Here is a 17,265-nt window from a genome sequence, read left to right on the forward strand (position 1 = left end):
TTAAATCAGTGTTTGTGGATTTTTGTGTGGAATATTATGCGGTGTTTTATGCAATTATTTAGGAAGAAAGAAAACTCATTCTATTATTTTCTTTGAATCGTCAGCAATTTTAAAGGATAGAATTTCGCGATTTTTCTCTATTATTTCCTTATTTTTAGCTATCGTTTCCTTTATATTTAGATGGATTTCATTATCGAAAATTTCAAGATGGTTTTTAAGTTTTGTATCTAATTGAGGTACTGATGTTTTACTATTATCCATAACAATTTAATCCTCCTTTATTCGCTATTATAATGAGGGATATAAAACTTTTCTTTCCCCAGAAGACTATTAATTCATTATTACATTAACTTCTTGAAACGATTCTAGAGAAATGACTACATTCAATTGTTACATCATAATTTACTTTGCAAATCCTCTGAAAGCTTAAAGACCATAATGCGTTCCCCAGTTATTGTGCTCAAATCACTATAAAAACTCACCACTTCCATACCTGTTATGGTTAGTATTGCTTCTTTTATTTCTTCTACACCCGATTCCACCAAGCTATTTCGCATTTTTTTAACTGATAATAGGCCCTCTTTATTTTGGCATACTGCATATTCAGCAGGTGTTAAGACCCCCCCTAACACAACAACCACCATATCTCGCAAGATATCTGATTTAACCGATACGGAACCGCGCCCTAGATAACTTTTCTCCCAATTAGTTAACACTTTACTGATTTCGGCTTCAAGAGCACCCTTTGTTTTATTCATCGTGACTTCCATCCCTTCCATTCCACAATTAATCTTTATATATTTATTTTATAGTCTGTGTTACCTCTAGTTTCTCCCATATAGCATATATAAATATTATTTCTCTGCACCATTTCTAACAAGTCCATAGCTTTCATTTCTAAAAAATAAAAAAACCGACAATCAAAAAATAATGGTTTCAAATATCAAACCATTTACTTTTAAAATTGTCGGTTTACTTTTAACTAACCTAATCTAGGTTTTTTAAAATGTCTACCTATTATTTAAAATTATTATTCTAATTCCTTTTTGAATGGATAATCAATATCCAAAATATTGACTACCAAACTAAGGAGAAAACTCTATTTATAATATATAAAATATTAATACTTAGATTATTCTCTGTCAAGTTTAAGATAATTGAATTTATATTAAATATTTAGCTTCAGCACTAGCTTCTTGGTATAGCGAAAGCGGTTTTTGGAGAAAAGCATCAGCGATTGTTTTAATTGGGTTTCTGTGTGGAATCTCTTATTTTCGGAATTTTGTTTTTCAAAAATTAGACATTTAATACGATAAGAGAAATAATGTTCCCAAATATGCACTTCAACTAATGTGATGGTGGGCTATGGTTCAATGGAGAGGGGGAAGGATATCTTTACACGTTGTTGTAGCAGCATTAACCGTTTTTTTATTCGAACATTATGCTTCCTTTAAAATTGTTCAATCAAAAGGCTCAACTAGTTTCTCTTCAGCCAATGTTATACTTTTAATAGTGAGGTGACTAGAATGAAAAAATTGAAACTTGTGATTGCAGGAATTATTGGAATTTACATTATTACGTTTATGTATCAGCAGCATCGAACGATTCTTGAATACCGACAAATTCCATACTATTCATTAAAACTATTGGCTTCTCCAATTGCAGAAATAATCGAATTTCATGAGAATGCTGATAATTATGAAGAGGACGAACGAAAAGAAATGCTTGGGAACATAAATGTTATGTTTTCAACAATTTTTAATAAAACAGGTGTAGGGCTTTCAACTGAACAAAAGATCCATGATAGGTATTTCTATAAATACAATGAAGCAAGAATAGACTTTGCTCTTAGTTTTGATAAATATATGGAAGCAACAACACGTGAACAAAGGGAACAGGCATATAGAGAGCTAAAGAGTGAATACAGCGACTATCAGACATTTCTTCAACTAGCAGAGGATGATTTAATGTTACCTGATCCTACTCTTGAATGAATTTCAGCATCGGACTTGATAGTAATTAAAAACAGACTTTTTCCGTGGCACTAAACTTAAAACTCCTCTGAAAATCCCAGCCCCCACACAAGCAAGCGCTGTTTAACTTTGCTTGTGCGCGGGAACTTAAAGTACAACAGTACTGGGGGAATTTCAATGGAAAAAGTTCAGAAGAAATGGAACAGCTTGAGTCGCAGAAAAAAGGTTATAAGGGTTCTTATACTTCTTTTGATTTTACTATATATAGGGGTAATGTTATGGCATACATATAAACCGTTGCCGAAAGATATTTCCTATGAAGGGGACTTACATAGAACAGACAATATTGAAATGATCACGGATTTAACTTATGCGCAAGACCAAGATGGAACGGATCGAAAACATGAGAATCATATATTTGATGAAGTTTATACATTGATTGATGAAGCCGAACAGTTTGTCGTGATGGATTTCTTCTTGATGGATGGGTATTTCGATGAAAAAGAAGATTTCCCGCAAATCGCAGATAGTCTCTCTGACAAGCTTGCCGAGAAAAAGAAAAACAATCCGGATATGCCGGTTATTTTTATCACCGATCCGCTAAATAAGGGCTATGGTTCCTATGAAACGCCATGGTTCAAGAAGATGCGTGAAGCCGGAGTAGAAATTGTTTATACCGATTTGGAACCACTGAGGGATTCCACGCCGATTTATTCAGGCTTATACCGATTATTTTTTCAATGGTTCGACCGTGATGGCGAAGGATGGATTGCCAACGCCATGTCGAGCAAAGCACCAAAAATGACCGCATCCTCCTATTTGGAACTGCTCAACGTGAAAGCCAACCACCGCAAAGCAGCAGTTTCGGAAAAGGAAGCGATTATTACTTCATCAAACCCGCATGATGCAAGTGGCTTCCACGGAAATCTTGCTTTGAAAGTAACGGGGCCCGTCATAAACGATATTCTGGAGGCAGAAGAAGCGGTGTCGCTCATGTCGGATGGTCCAAAATTGCCGAGGGCGGAGATTCCTCAGCAAGATGACGGCCAGTATGCGGTACAGTATTTGACCGAGAAAAAAGTTTTGGATGCCTTACTTGAAGATCTGGAGGCGACAAAAGAGGGAGATAAAATTTGGGTTGGCATGTTCTTTATTGCACAGCGCGGCATTGTGAACGCTTTAACAGATGCAGTAAACCGTGGCGTGGAAGTGAATATGATACTAGATCCAAACGAAAACTCATTTGGCCAGGAAAAGTCCGGTCTGCCGAATCGGCCGGTTGTGAACGAGCTGCTTGAAGATACAAATGAACAAATCAACATTCGCTGGTACAATACCGTAGTCGGCCAATACCATACAAAAGCCATCTGGATTCAAACAGCGGAACAAACAATCATTTCAAGCGGTTCTTCCAATTATACGGAACGTACATTAGATAATTACAATTTAGAAAATAATGTACGAATCCTTGCTCCAAATGATAGCGCGCTTGTCTTGGATATGGAACGATATTTTGAACGGATTTGGAAAAACGAAGATGCCCTCTACACTCTAAATGTGGAAGAATATCAGGATAACCTGTCCTGGTGGCAACGCTGGATTTACTCGGCTCAAAAAGCAGTTAAATTAACTACTTATTAGTTAATCTAGCAGCATTTATATGTAACCTGGGAATCCCTGGAAAAGCAACAAGTGTTATTAAATCAACGTTTGTTGCTCTTTAATTTAGTTTGATATAATGAATTACGAAATCACTTATAGAATAGAGTTTGATTACGAAAGAAAAATAATCGGAATTATCGAAGGTCAAAAAATATGAAACAGTATATTGTAGAAAGGGATTCAGAATTGTTCCTCGTTGTTCAAAACCCTTCTATTCCTTACTTTCAAATACTGTTATCTCTTTAGCTTCAAATGTTAGTCTTTCGGAATCGACACTTGTTATTGGCTCTTCAAAATATACTGAAACCGCATTATTTTTATATAATTCATCAAATGTTAATGCATCACCAGCTTGAGTCTTAATAATCGTTTCGTCGGTTATTTTTATAGTACAAGAATAGCCTATGTCATCATTACTGTTATTCGATTTTCTAACTAGATCTGAACACCCAACATTGATGCTATCTTCTTCAATTGAAGAGATTTCTCCGTAAATAGAATATGTTTCATTTGAACAAGCAGTAAAAAAAATGAAACTAAATATTAAAATTAATTTCTTCATATAAACACCTCCACGGGCAAGAGTCACAGTCTTAGTAGGAAAATAGAAAAACAGCGGGAAGCTTCTCCCACTGTTTTTTATCACAACCCAACCAAAATAAAACACTGGTCATCGTTATTGTATTTACTATAAATCGTTTCCTTGTTTTCGAGGGCACTCTGTATGGTCTCTTTTGTCTGTGCCAATGGACAGGAGATGGATTCGTTCAATAAATCATTTAAAGTGTTACATTCAAATGCTTCCGAAACGCCATCTGTGTACAAAAGAATTTTTGTCCCGCGTTCATAGTGCAAAGTTCTCGATTTAAAAAGTATGTTTTCGAATGTTCCTAATGGCGGATTGGTTGCACCTAGCTCTTGCTGTACACCATTGTTGTCTACCTGCAGGATGGCAGGGGGATGACCAGCATTTATATATTCAATCGTCTGTGTACGAATATCAATATTTAAATAGATTGCTGTACAGTAATGCCATGCATCCTGGTTATTTTGAAATAAATCGTGCAAGTATTGGTCCAGCTCCTGCAATACCTTTTCAGGCGCAGCTTCCCGTGATATTAACTTTTGGAACATCGATTGAAGGGACATCGTAATTAAGGCCGATGAAACCCCATGCCCCATCACATCCAATAAAATAATTGCATATTTTTGGGGCGTTACTTGATAAAATCCAAAAATATCCCCGGATAATGATTTGGAAGCATGGTAATAAGAGAGAATCTCAATATTGTCATTGGTGATGTCATTCGTTAATGCGGTTTCCTGAACTTTTTTGGCAATCTGTAAATCACGCTCGGTTTCGCGCATGATTTTCGTGTTGATTTGATTGGCCTGCAAGAGATCCTGTTGCTTTCTTTCCAATTCCAAAAGGGCCTGCTCTTTTTCTAAATAAGCATCTTCCGTCATTTTTCTGGCGTTAATGAGCGCGTCTTCCAATGCACTGCGATTACGGATCGGAAAGATGACACAGGTAAACGGATGATTATCATGGACAGATGCATTTAATAATATAGGAATTTCTTCTTTCATTACGGATAGTAATGTCAGGAACATTTCCTCTACCGCCTGCTTCACTTTCATCATTGGTACTAAATAGAGCTGACAGAAAATCTGAGAGGAAGGAGATAATAGCACATTAAAATGCTTTCCTATAAGATGCTCAGATGATGGATAGTGCAGCAAATTTAGCATTGTCTTATTTATAGTAAGTATTTCACCTTGTGCAGATAGAGTGAGAAGCCCGCATGGAGCGTTTTCTATGAGTTCATCCATTTATAAATCCCACACCCTCACCGATAAGGGGCACAGATTGCTCCAATAAATAATCTTTAATCAATTGAATGGTTTCCTCTGGGTCGCTCATATGTGGACAGTGACCGATTGCATTCATATAGACAATCGTGCTGTTTGGCATATTCTCATGTAAGTACTCGCCAACTACCTTTGGTGCAATGACATCTTCCGAGCATTGTAAAATAAGGGAAGGTACCGTAGCTTTCGGAACATCTTTACGACTATCAGTAAAGAAGCAAGCCTTTGCAAAAGTATTGGCGAATAAAGGATCGGTAGAACAGAAACGATCTTCCAAATCTTTTGCCACACCTGCTTTTGCCGTATTGTTTAATAATGTAATCGAGAAAGCATTGGCCCAGCCGATATAATTTTTTTCCATCATGTCCATTAAATTGAGTAAGTCCTTCTTTTCAAAACCACCGTAGTATACAGGCGGATCATTTATATAGCTTGGCGACGGAGCAATCATGATTATTTGTGAAAAATATTCCGGTTTCTCTAACGAAGCCAATAAACCGATCATACTACTTACCGAGTGACCGACAAAAACAGCATCCTTTAAATAGAGCGCTTCACAAACATCCAATAGATCCTGTACGTAACCGGACAGTTCTCCATACTTTACAAGGTCAAAAGCTGTAATATCTGAATTTCCAAACCCGACATAATCAAATAAAACCACTTGATAATCCTCTTCAAAAGCAGGGAAAATGTCATTCCATACCGTTTGGTCGCAACCAAATCCCGCAGCGAATATTAGAGGTTTTTTACCTTTACCTCGAATATGTACGTTATTACGTTTAACCGTATTTTGAATCATGAAATAGCACTCCCTTCAAATGGTAACCTATAACATTTTAGATTTATATATGTTTAAAACATAAAAGTTTATCTTCTATTTAACAATCATTCTGTATGATATTGGGTTATAAGTAAAGGGATATGGATATTTATTACTTGGAATCTATCACTTTTCGGTTATAATTTCAATTCAAATAGAATTGGGGAGAGAAGTTTAATAAAAATCAACAATATGTTGAATATTGTGCATTGCTTCCATTACTCGTCCATTTTAAAATAAGAGTATGAAATGAACAAGTTGTTCAATTTTGAGGAGGAAGCAAACAATGAGTAAAGTATCTAAACTATTAATGGCAATTGCTAGTATTATATTAATCGGATTTGTGGGGAAAGCGTTTATTCTGGATGAAGCGGTGAAAGGGTATTTAATAACGTTCTTTTTTGTCGGAGCAGGATTGGCGCTGTTACGTTTATTTATTAACTCGATGATCGGTAAAATGAAAGGGAAACCTATTGTTGTGAAAATCGGATTCTTCGCTGTACTTTTAGGTCTAGGTATACCGTTCCAAAACTGGTTCCGTACAGAAGTCATTTTCTCGATGAGTAAAGCGTTTATTGTGCCAAGTATTTCAGTGATGGTTGCAAGTGTCGTGTTGATGACAATTGTGTATGGCATTATTGGGAAACATATTCAAGCAGCGCGTGTAGAGGAGCTTCAATTAAATTAACAGGACGGTGGGAAGGTTCTCACTTTCAAATAAAGAAAGCCGATTCGTACTTGAAATTTCGTACGGATCGGCGTTTTAGCGGACGCGATTCTGTAATAGGAATCAGCGTCCGTTTTTAATAGTGGGTATTGTTAAACAACACATCCTTTTATAGTCGAAATCTTAAAGAAGTCTTGGGACGGAAGCCCTCATTCCATCATTATTATCTCAATAAAATATCCATTTATATTTTAAAATGTGCTACATTATAAGGAAAAAGTGTTAATTAAGAGAGGGTGAACCAAAAATGGGTTCGCAATTGACTATGTATATTACGCTTGTTTGCACGTCAGGCGTACTGAATTTGTACTTATGTCTCTATGCCTTTAGCAAACGTCATAAATATACAAATATCGCAAATTATTTTATTTTATATACAGCAGCCATTAGTATTTACTGTTTTGCTTCGGCTATGTCTTTAATATCGACGACGCTCGAACAAATCAGTTTCTGGAATACCGTTCTCTACATCGGGATGCCTACATCTGCAACATTAGGTTTACTGTATGTCATGAGCTATTTAGGATTTAAGCTGACGGTTAGAAGAAGCATGCTCATACTTCTTGTTCCGATTATTACAATTATTATGGTAGCGACAAATCACTGGCATCATCTTCATTATCGTGTATTTGAACTGGACCCGAATTTAGGGGCACCTTTTGTTTATCAGGAGATTGGCATGTGGTATATGGTGCACGGTGTCTACACATTTGCCAGCATGTTTGTCGCGTTTTTGCTGTTGATTTCTCATTGGAAGGAAACGGCGAAAGTATACCGCCCCCAATTGATTGCGTTAATGTTCGGCCAGCTTGTTCCGATAGTGACAGCGTTTCTTTATTTGAACGGATTCACACCTCCAGGAGTGGATCCGGTACCAATGATTTTATGGCTTTCTTCATTATTATACTTGTGGGCAATCAGCACATCGCAGCTGTTTCGGATTATGCCGATTGCGAAAGATAAAATCTATAATAGTATCAATGATGGGGCCATCGTATTGGACGATTCATACCGGCTTATTGAATTCAATCAAGCTTCCAAAGTGATGTTGCCTAATTTGAACAAATCGATGTTTGGCAAAAACTTCGTGAAGTTTTGGAATGAGCAGACAGGAGAGGCCCTGCCATTCAAATTAACGGCCGATATCGAGTACGTTCAAGAAGTAAGGTTATGCTCCGAACATGCGGAGCGGGTTTATCAAGTCCGTATTACTTCACTGGAACAAGCGAGAAACAGTAAAGGTCTGTTGCTGGTTTTTACGGATATTACGGAGATCAAAAGACTGCAGGAAAAATTGGAGCAGCAAGCTTATTACGATGAGCTGACAAAGATTTATAATCGCCGTGCATTTCTACAGCAAAGTGAGCAGGATTTTCAGAAAGCTAAGGAAACAGGTTTACCATTTACGGCCCTATTAATGGATATCGATCACTTTAAACGGGTGAATGATACGTACGGGCATCATATTGGGGACCAATTGCTCGTGCACGTCGTAAATGCTTGCAAAACACAACTGCTGGAAAGCCATTTCTTCGCGCGATACGGCGGGGAAGAATTCGTCATTGCGCTGAAAGGTTTCAATGAAGCAGAAGGTGAAATACTAGCCAACCAGCTTCGAACTGCCGTTGAGCAGGCACCCCTCATGACAGAAGTAGGGAATCTTTCAGTTACTTTAAGTATTGGTGTGGCGGAAGTGGTGGACTGGACAGAGGAAACACTGCATCAGCTATTGCATAAGGCAGATACCGCTTTATATGCTGCGAAGGAAGAAGGTCGTAACCGCGTGAAAGTGTATGCGGAAAGTGAGAGCGTACTTAGTTGATAGGGTGAAACCGGCATGGAGAAATTCATGCCGGTTTTTTAATTTGTTGAAGGGCGCTGTAAGTTTTATAAGCCGGACTCTGTACTACCTTGTTTTAGGAGAATATGTTAGTATAGTAAAATAATAACTAAAGGGGGAGAGCGGGTATGACACAGAATTCAAAGACGATTTCTGTAAGTATTAGCTTAATCCTAGCTCAAACCGTGTTTATTGGATTTTTAATTAAAAATATACAGCTATATATTAATCAGCCGTCGATCGTTGCAAAATGGCTTGCGGGAATTTCTTTTTTCATATTTATGTTGCTGTTCATCGTCTCGTTATGGGCGACAATTAAACTTTTAAAAGGAAAAGATACAGGGGGATTGTGATGATTGGATATATTCTAACAGGGTTATTATTAATCTTTGCGACTCGGAAATTTTATAAGCATAGGGCGGTTTTTAAACAGCTTTCAAAAAAAGAATGGCTACAATTTGGCGCAGGTTTTTTATTGGCATGGGCTGGAGCTGTTTTCATCATTATAGGTGGATCCAACATAACGAATATGATTGAAATCACATGGTTAAAAAACCTTATGGAAATTGGAGTGATTTTGATTGGCTTGGCTTTGGCAGGAATTATTATGAGTAAAGTCTTACCGTATAAAATAAAGGAGTTTTATTTGGGAGATTAGTGAAACGGGGAAAATTGAAATGGATGATAGGATTGGATTTGCAGTAGTTGGGATCATTATTGCAGGTTTAACTTATGCTTTAATTAAACAAATTATAGAGACAAAGCATAGCAGGAACGGCATTGGCAGCCCGCTGTATCGAAAACAATTGGCAAGAAAAAATAAAGTGATGACAGTTGCGTTAATTGGAGTAATAGTATTTTACACATTAAATATCATGAGCGTTATCGCTTCATCTATTCCGGTATCAAACAGCATTACTGTACTCGGTACTTTTTTAAGTTTTTTTGTTTACTTTTTTGCAAGGATAATAATGAAACCGCAGCTGGGTGATCAGCGTAGGAATTTAAGCCTTTATTAATAGGAGAGTGCTGCGATGAGTAAACGCTTTACAAATTTAGACCACGATGACCGGCTCGGTACTTTTAAAGATGTCCTGAAATGGCAGCGATCAAAGCAAAAGAAAGTTGTCGATTACGAAGTACCGCAGTGTGAGGAAAAGCAAATTGCGTTTCTAAAAAGTAATCGCACGGAGCAGTCCGTTACGTGGATCGGCCACTCGACCTTTTTGATTCAAAAAGAAGGGCTCAATATTTTAACGGACCCGGTTTGGGCAAATTGGATGGGTGTAGCGAAACGGTTGGCAGAGCCGGGGGTGCGGCTGGATGAATTACCGGACATTGATATTGTCCTCATTTCACACTCGCATTACGATCACCTGCACGTACCGACGTTAAAGAAATTGAAAAAACGAAATCCCAACGTATTGTTTCTTATTCCGGAAGGGCTCGGTTATTTAATGAAGCGTCATAAGTTGCACAACTTTATCGAGCTATCATGGTATGACAAGCATGAATCAAGTGCGCTTGAAATTCATTTCGTTCCTGCAAACCATTGGACAAGACGCATGCCTTGGGATACGAATACATCGCATTGGGGCGGCTTCATATTGCAAACGGCATCGGATGCGCAAAGTATTTATTACGCCGGAGATAGCGGGTATTTTAGAGGCTTCAAAGATATTGGCGAACGCTTCAACATACATACAGCGCTAATGCCAATCGGTGCATATGAGCCGGAATGGTTTATGCATGCCTCCCACGTGACACCGGAAGAAGCGATCCAGGCGTTTTGTGAGGTCGGAGCGAAAGTGTTTATTCCGATGCATTACGGTGCCTATATGCTGGCGGATGATACACCGAAAGAAGCGATTGACCGGCTGCATGATCATTGGCAGCGCGCGGATTTGGAAGAGGTGGAACTGAAAACGTTGTCGATTGGGGAGACGTATAGAAGCTGAATGCATAGACCCCTTGACGAGAAGACAGGTTCAAAGTAAAGTAATGTTAAATTCATCAAGCATTAGGTGCCCGTTAAGGGAGAATAGGGAATAAAGTGAAAAGCTTTAGCGTAATCCCAACACTGTATAGAGGAGTTTCATAGCAAAGCCCACTGGATGTCAATCTGGGAAGGGGCTATGAAATCATGAATCTGAGCCAGGAGACCTGCCTAAGTATGCTTACTTTTTATAGACACTGGATATGTCTGTAGTTTATTTGTTATCGAATAAACTGCAGGCTATTTTTATTGTCAAAAATTCATTCTAATGGGGGAAACGAAACATGAAATTACTACAGCAAACGATTGAACAAATTCAAGAAATCGACCGACAAATGGAAGACAAAGCACGTCAGTACATAGACTCATTAGCTAAACCGCCTCAAAGCTTAGGGAAGCTCGAATCTTTAGCTATGCAAATTGCTACAATTACCGGTGAGCTTGCGCCGAAAATCGATAACAAAGCGATGATCGTCATGGCTGCAGACCACGGAGTATATGAGGAAGGGGTAACGCCGAACCCGCAAGGTACAACGGTATTCCAAACACTTTCCTTTCCAAAAGGGACGACAGGAATGTGTACGATTGCGAAAATCACGAATGCACAAGTCATTCCGGTAGATATCGGAGTAAAAGAAGATTTACCTCAAGACGCAGGGGTCATTATTAAAAAGGTGAAATACGGGACGGACAATATGGCGAAAGGTCCAGCGATGACCCGAGAAAAAGCGATTCAGGCAATTGAAGTAGGGATTGAAGTCGCAACAGAAGCGATCCAAAACGGTATCAATCTTATCGGTACAGGTGAAATGGGCATAGGAAATACGACGCCAAGTGCTGCGGTTCTTTCGGTACTTCATGGCTGTGATCCTATGGAAGTAACGGGCTTCGGCGCTGGTGTCGGGGCTGGCGGCATTAAATATAAAGCCGAAGTTATTCGAAAAGCAATTGCATTGAATGAGCCGAATGCGGATGATCCGATTGATGTTGTCGCGAAAGTCGGCGGACTGGAGATTTGCGGGATGGCAGGAATCTTCCTTGCAGCAGCAGCGAATCGTGTGCCGGTCGTTGTTGACGGGTATATTTCAACCGTTTCAGCATTAATCGCCTATAAATTAAATCCGAATGTGAAAGCATATTTGATACCGTCACATTTATCGGAAGAACCAGGTGCAAAAATTGCGGCCGAGCTTTTAGGGCTGGAACCGATGCTGCATATGAATATGCGACTTGGAGAAGGATCGGGTGCTGCATTAGCGTTCCCGATTCTTGATGCGGCTTGTTCGATGATTACGAATATGGTCACGTTGGAAGAAGCGGCAGCGCTATTAGTAGCCAAGTAGAATAAAAAAATTCATATAATAAAATTCAATAAAAAGGCTACATTAAAAGAAACAATTACTTTAAATGTAGCCTTTTTTCTATAATTAAAGTGTTCCCGGAAAATAAGTACGGCTTTTCAGTCTATTCCATTTATCTTACCAGTAAAATACCAATAAGCGGAACTTTATCGTTTATTTTGCCAAGCAGAGTACGATAAAGAAAGCCCAACCCAATCCTCGTAAATGTAGTGTGCGAGCAAAACATTACAAGTAGTGGATAGAACTTGATATTATTTTACAGAAAATTCAGTGAAATTCAAGCGATAGTCCTGTCAAATGCGTTTCCTCTGTAATATCCTATATTAATTAAATGTAAAAACATATCCGAACTGTTAATAATACCTAAAAAAGTGCTTTTTTATTCAACCATGGAATAAAGTAAGCGGTAAATAGGGTATGGAAACGTAAGACCAATAAAAAGGAGAGGCGGGAGGGGCATTAAAAGGAACGGGGTGATCACTATTTCTCCGTATGTGAAAGGTCGTTTTTGAATATATTCGAGAAAAGGATGAGGATAATATGAATCAAATTTTCAAAAAAGATGAGTTTATTATTATTCCTTTTTATAAAGGGCGAAAGCAGGAATTTATGGTCGTCAATACGAAGAAGGAATTTAAAAATGGACATACGCACTTAAAGTCATTTAAGATGGCCAAGTATTTGATCAATCTTGCGCGTTGCCAAAAAATCAATTCCGGATTAAGACCATATTTATTAACAAGCCTTACAAGAATATCGGCAGACCGTGAATATATTCAAAAATTAGAAGAGCTTCTAGCTGTGAAAAGAAGTAAAGGGTCAAAAGCTTCCTATTATAATAAAGCAATCTAATTGTACGTAATCACGTCAATAAAAATAGATAGACCGCTTTTTCAAGAAATTGAAAGAGCGGTTTTTTGCATGGAACTTTTTTTGGGGTGGAGCTCATCACCTGAGAACTTACAATGTAACTAAATCATTTTTAATAAAGCTTCTTCGCCAATCATGCCTTCTTCAATGCCGTACGCTCTCGCTTCGTATGTGACAGATTCCAGTGGCGCTTTTAGTAAGTCATCGATCGTTCGAACACCTACTGCACGACCCGCAATGATTTTGCGATCGGCCAACTTTTCATTTAACAGGCCAACATCGAGTGCACCACACATAATGTACCCATGCTCATTCGAAATCGTTAGCAAGGTTGTTTTAGGTAATTGAACCGTTACCGCAGTAAATAAATGACCTTGAAGATCAATCGTTTCCGTATAGACGATAACCTTCTCCCCCTTTCATATAAATCATATGAAAGAATTGAAAAATGGTACTTGTTTTTGTGGAAAATTTAAGTAAGGTATTTTAAAAGAGCAGCTTTTTCCACTTTCGCCAGCTTTCGTTCTACATTCAAGGTGCCAAGTTCTACTTTCTGGCCGAACTGTTCTACTTTCAAACCGGAGTTTTCTAATATTCCCGAACCATTCCTCTTTTGAGCCAAGTTGTTCTACTTTTCCTAGCTTTCGTTCTACATTCAAGGCACAGAATTCTACTTTCGCCCCGATCTGTTCTACTTTCAACCCGGAACTTTCTACTTTCCTCGGTCTTTCATTTCACCCAGCACAACAATACTTACAAACTCTAACAAATCCTTCATATGACCTTAACATTCCACCTTTACACTTAGAAAAAATGTAAAGGTGGAATGTTGTCTATGTCTAGGAAATTATTAGCTGCTGCACTTATTGGAGCGACGGTCACTACACCTGCCATTGTCGCAGAAGCAGCATTAAGTTTGGATGCCCGCTATGATTCAGGTGTTCAAAATGAAGATGGCGGTACAACGGAAATCGTTGCGTATAACCCGCACTCACATGCAACATATGTCGTAAATGGCGAAACGAAAAAAATCGAAGCAATCTCACTCAACTATACAAAAGACGAAGCAATGAATTTAAAGCCTTTCCTTTCGATTGATATCGCGAAAACGATTGCCTCATTCGACCAAACTTTTGAATACGGGGACTTAACAAGTATTACGGTGCATCCGAAAGAAAATGTGATTGCGGTGTCTGTACAGGCAAAAGGCTACAATACTGACGGTTATGCCGTGATACTCACTGGTGAAGGGAAGCTTCTTGGCGCTACAAAAGTAGGCAGTCAACCGGATAACATTACATTCACAACAGACGGGACGAAGCTTTTAACGGCAAATGAAGGTGAACCGCGTGAAGGTTATGGCAAGGATATTGTGGACCCGAAAGGCAGCATTTCTGTAATTGATACAGCAAACGGCTATGACGTTTTAACAGAAGAGACGCTTTTCTTCGATGCATTCGATACACCTGAAAAGCGCGCTGAGCTTGTGGCAGACAATGTAATATTAAAGAAAAATACGAACCCTTCTGATGATTTAGAGCCAGAATACATAGCAGTTAATGAAGCGAGCACAAAAGCATATGTAGCGTTACAGGAAAACAATGCCGTTGCCACTATTGATTTAACATTAAATGAAGTGGTGTCTGTAAAAGGTCTTGGCTTCAAAGACCACAGCAAGCCTGGCAATGAAATCGATTTATTGAAAGACGGCAAAATTGATATTAAAAATGAAAACTATTTCGGAATCTATATGCCGGATGGAATGGCGGCCGTCTCGATTAACGGCAAAGATTATCTCGTCACGGCCAATGAAGGCGATGGACGCGAGTGGGGTGAGGAAGACAGCGAAAACTTCCATTTGAATGAAATCGAAACGGAAGAAGAAATCGTAACATATGATACGTCTGGCTACGAAGGTTTTGTAGAAGGGCAGGACTATATTTTCGGTGCACGTTCGTTTGCGATTTTTGATGCAGAGACGATGGATGTCGTGTTCGATAGCGGCAGTGATTTTGAAACAATGACAGCACAGCACCATCCTGAACATTTCAACGCAAGTAATACGAACGTAAAACTTGATAGTCGCAGCGGCAAAAAAGGACCCGAGCCGGAAGATGTAAAGATCGGCAAAGTAGGTGATGAAATCTTTGCATACATTGGACTGGAGCGCATCGGTGGTGTCATGATGTACAACATTACTAACCCGGCAAGTGCAAAATTTGTAGACTATCTGAACTTACGTGACTTCTCGGATGATATTAAAGGTGATGTTTCACCAGAAGGAATGGCTATTATTACGAAGGATGACAAGCCGCAGCTAATCGTCGGTCATGAAGTGAGTGGTACGGTAACGGTGTTGAATGTAATGGACGTTCCGATCGCATTTAAAGATGTTGAAAATCATCCGGATAAAGATGCTATTGCAAACGTAACAAAGCGCGGTTTATTTAAAGGGGTAAATGAGACAACGTTCGCACCGAACAAGCCGTTTAGCCGTTCACATGCCGCATTGGTACTCCACCGTTTAGCAGGTACACCGGGAAGTGATGTTACGAATTTCAATGACGTGAAAGCACCTGTAACACAAGTAGCTGTTTCATGGGCAGTGGAAAATCAGTTCATCAGTCCATTAAACAACAAAGTATTCGGCGCAGCAAAACCAATTACGCGTGAAGAATTCGCCGTAGCGGTCTACAATGCGTTGAAGGCGGCAGGACAGATTACAGCAGCTGAAGCGCCTGTCTATACGGACGATATGGATATTTCCGCGCATGCAAAGGAAGCCGTTGCCTCTCTGAAAGCGGCGGGCATTATGACAGGAATTGATAATGAGTTCAATCCGAAGCAATCGTTAACACGGGCGCAGGCGGCTGTTGTTTTGGATAAATTGCTGAAATAAGATTCGGAAAAATAAGCTCGCTGCGACGAAAACGCATCGAGCTTTACTTTTTTTCAAATTCGCATGATAGAACTGAAGGATGGCTGGAAATGTAGATTCCGAGTTCACAGAATTCTTAAAATATACTTTCTCCAAACAAGTGCAATGATTTATACTAAAAATAACAACTACGAATGAACATGGGGAATGTAAATGAAAAAACTATTCGCTGCTTTTATGATGTTAGGAGTCATTTTTATATTGGATGAAGCACATGCACAGCAAAATAATACAAAATCAACCTGGCTTTGGCACACCCATACGATTACAGATGAGCAAACGATCCAGTTTCTAATAGATAAAGAAGTAACGACCGTTTATTTGCAGATTGACCCGGCAATACCGAATGATGTGTACGCAGCCTTTATTAACAGGATGCGCGAAGCAAATATTGAAGTGCAGGCACTGGATGGAGGTCCTTATTGGAATACAGCAAATTTTGATGCGTTATGGGCATGGATCAGTCAATACCATCAGGAATATCCTGCATCGAAATTCACAGCAGTCCATTTAGATGTAGAGCCTTATTTATCTGCATTATGGGAACAGAATCGAAACCTTGCAGTCAGTCAGTATCAAGAATTAATACAACACGCCCTCTATAAAGTACGCTGTACAGATTTAAGGTTAGAGACGGACATCCCATTCTGGTATGATGAAGTGCTATATTATAACCAATTTGGTGAAGGCAACTTGGCAGAGTGGATGATTGCGAATACAGACGGCGTCTCCATAATGGCCTATCGCAATACAGTTGCCGCACTAAAGAGCATTACAAAAAATGAAATGAGTTATGCAAAGAAGTATCAAACACCGGTTGTGATTGGTGTTGAAACAATGCCGTTTCCAGATGAGCCTTATATAACATTTGCCGATGAAGGTGAAATCAAGATGAACCAAGTACTCAACCAAGTGGCGGGTCATTATGCTAAAAATCGTTATTTTAGCGGAGTAGCTATCCACTATGTGCAAAGCTGGCAAGATTTGAGGCAATAGCGCAGGCTGAAATTATATGATGAATTTTCTCGTGAAAGAATGAACTAAAATGTAGAGGACAATCCCAGGTGTTGGGATTGTCCTTTATTTATTTTTAAGAGGACCTTTACGATAGTTCTAATTCTTTTCTCCTTACTATTATGCTATTCGCAAATACATATAGGACTTTACATAAATTATTCCATGGACTCATACCATTTAATGTTG

Annotated in this window: 18 protein-coding genes and 1 riboswitch; of the genes, 12 read left to right on the top strand and 6 right to left on the bottom strand. The window is 38.9% G+C overall.

From position 1 onward, the window contains the following. Positions 1 to 75 precede the first annotated feature (75 nt). Complete coding sequence (locus tag AC6CH1_RS13320) at positions 76 to 261, bottom strand: multidrug transporter (RefSeq protein ID WP_251690223.1); 186 nt, start codon at positions 259 to 261, stop codon at positions 76 to 78. 134 nt (positions 262 to 395) lie between these two features. Beyond that, on the bottom strand, positions 396 to 758 hold the full coding sequence (locus AC6CH1_RS13325; RefSeq protein WP_498317946.1) for a Na-translocating system protein MpsC family protein: 363 nt from the start codon (positions 756 to 758) through the stop codon (positions 396 to 398). A gap of 768 nt (positions 759 to 1,526) precedes the next feature. Here AC6CH1_RS13325 and AC6CH1_RS13330 point away from each other — a divergent pair. Beyond that, positions 1,527 to 1,994 carry a hypothetical protein gene (locus tag AC6CH1_RS13330; protein WP_498317948.1) on the top strand — a complete coding sequence of 156 codons (468 nt, stop codon included), beginning with the start codon at positions 1,527 to 1,529 and terminating at the stop codon, positions 1,992 to 1,994. Between the two features lie 156 nt (positions 1,995 to 2,150). Then, positions 2,151 to 3,614, top strand: coding sequence for a phospholipase D family protein (locus AC6CH1_RS13335; protein WP_498317949.1), 1,464 nt, complete (start codon positions 2,151 to 2,153; stop codon positions 3,612 to 3,614). Positions 3,615 to 3,846: 232 nt separating this feature from the next. Here the strand turns inward: AC6CH1_RS13335 and AC6CH1_RS13340 are convergent, their stop codons facing one another. The 3 genes from AC6CH1_RS13340 to AC6CH1_RS13350 all read right to left on the bottom strand — a co-directional run bounded on the left by AC6CH1_RS13340 (position 3,847) and on the right by AC6CH1_RS13350 (position 6,309). Then, positions 3,847 to 4,197 (bottom strand): hypothetical protein, encoded by a 351-nt coding sequence (locus AC6CH1_RS13340; protein ID WP_251690219.1) that lies wholly within the window; start codon positions 4,195 to 4,197, stop codon positions 3,847 to 3,849. An 80-nt stretch (positions 4,198 to 4,277) separates the two neighbouring features. Further along, positions 4,278 to 5,468 (bottom strand): SpoIIE family protein phosphatase, encoded by a 1,191-nt coding sequence (locus AC6CH1_RS13345; protein ID WP_251690218.1) that lies wholly within the window; start codon positions 5,466 to 5,468, stop codon positions 4,278 to 4,280. Next, on the bottom strand, positions 5,461 to 6,309 hold the full coding sequence (locus tag AC6CH1_RS13350) for an alpha/beta fold hydrolase (protein ID WP_251690217.1): 849 nt from the start codon (positions 6,307 to 6,309) through the stop codon (positions 5,461 to 5,463). Before AC6CH1_RS13350 ends, AC6CH1_RS13345 begins: the two co-directional genes overlap by 8 nt. Before the next feature lie 307 nt (positions 6,310 to 6,616). Between AC6CH1_RS13350 and AC6CH1_RS13355 the strand changes: the two genes are divergently transcribed. From AC6CH1_RS13355 to AC6CH1_RS13390, 8 genes are all read left to right on the top strand, one after another. Next, on the top strand, positions 6,617 to 7,018 hold the full coding sequence (locus tag AC6CH1_RS13355; RefSeq protein ID WP_498317951.1) for an MFS transporter permease: 402 nt from the start codon (positions 6,617 to 6,619) through the stop codon (positions 7,016 to 7,018). A gap of 286 nt (positions 7,019 to 7,304) precedes the next feature. Then, positions 7,305 to 8,879, top strand: coding sequence for a histidine kinase N-terminal 7TM domain-containing diguanylate cyclase (locus AC6CH1_RS13360; RefSeq protein WP_498317953.1), 1,575 nt, complete (start codon positions 7,305 to 7,307; stop codon positions 8,877 to 8,879). A gap of 146 nt (positions 8,880 to 9,025) precedes the next feature. Next, on the top strand, positions 9,026 to 9,250 hold the full coding sequence (locus tag AC6CH1_RS13365) for a hypothetical protein (RefSeq protein ID WP_498317955.1): 225 nt from the start codon (positions 9,026 to 9,028) through the stop codon (positions 9,248 to 9,250). Then, complete coding sequence (locus AC6CH1_RS13370) at positions 9,250 to 9,555, top strand: hypothetical protein (protein WP_498317956.1); 306 nt, start codon at positions 9,250 to 9,252, stop codon at positions 9,553 to 9,555. Before AC6CH1_RS13365 ends, AC6CH1_RS13370 begins: the two co-directional genes overlap by 1 nt. 19 nt (positions 9,556 to 9,574) lie before the next feature. Beyond that, positions 9,575 to 9,916, top strand: a complete 342-nt coding sequence (locus tag AC6CH1_RS13375) for a 4-aminobutyrate aminotransferase (RefSeq protein ID WP_498317958.1) — start codon at positions 9,575 to 9,577, stop codon at positions 9,914 to 9,916. A gap of 15 nt (positions 9,917 to 9,931) precedes the next feature. Beyond that, the gene (locus AC6CH1_RS13380) at positions 9,932 to 10,855 is read left to right on the top strand and encodes an MBL fold metallo-hydrolase (protein WP_498317960.1); all 924 of its coding nucleotides are present in this window, start codon (positions 9,932 to 9,934) and stop codon (positions 10,853 to 10,855) included. Between the two features lie 47 nt (positions 10,856 to 10,902). Next, positions 10,903 to 11,082, top strand: a riboswitch (cobalamin riboswitch). A 95-nt stretch (positions 11,083 to 11,177) separates the two neighbouring features. Beyond that, complete coding sequence (cobT, locus tag AC6CH1_RS13385; RefSeq protein ID WP_498317962.1) at positions 11,178 to 12,236, top strand: nicotinate-nucleotide--dimethylbenzimidazole phosphoribosyltransferase; 1,059 nt, start codon at positions 11,178 to 11,180, stop codon at positions 12,234 to 12,236. A 558-nt stretch (positions 12,237 to 12,794) separates the two neighbouring features. Next, entirely contained in the window at positions 12,795 to 13,106 is a 312-nt protein-coding gene (locus AC6CH1_RS13390; protein WP_008405307.1) for a hypothetical protein, read from the top strand. A 119-nt stretch (positions 13,107 to 13,225) separates the two neighbouring features. Here the strand turns inward: AC6CH1_RS13390 and AC6CH1_RS13395 are convergent, their stop codons facing one another. Next, positions 13,226 to 13,528 carry a YunC family protein gene (locus AC6CH1_RS13395; RefSeq protein WP_065216841.1) on the bottom strand — a complete coding sequence of 101 codons (303 nt, stop codon included), beginning with the start codon at positions 13,526 to 13,528 and terminating at the stop codon, positions 13,226 to 13,228. 431 nt (positions 13,529 to 13,959) lie between these two features. On the opposite strand from AC6CH1_RS13395, the gene AC6CH1_RS13400 reads away from it, so the two are divergent. Together AC6CH1_RS13400 and AC6CH1_RS13405 are read left to right on the top strand one after the other, a co-directional pair. Next, a complete protein-coding gene (locus AC6CH1_RS13400; RefSeq protein WP_498317964.1) occupies positions 13,960 to 16,023 on the top strand; it encodes a choice-of-anchor I family protein in 2,064 nt (687 codons plus the stop codon). A gap of 192 nt (positions 16,024 to 16,215) precedes the next feature. Next, complete coding sequence (locus AC6CH1_RS13405; RefSeq protein ID WP_498317966.1) at positions 16,216 to 17,058, top strand: hypothetical protein; 843 nt, start codon at positions 16,216 to 16,218, stop codon at positions 17,056 to 17,058. Positions 17,059 to 17,265: the final 207 nt, after the last annotated feature.

The organism is Solibacillus sp. GQ1, assembly GCF_059758555.1.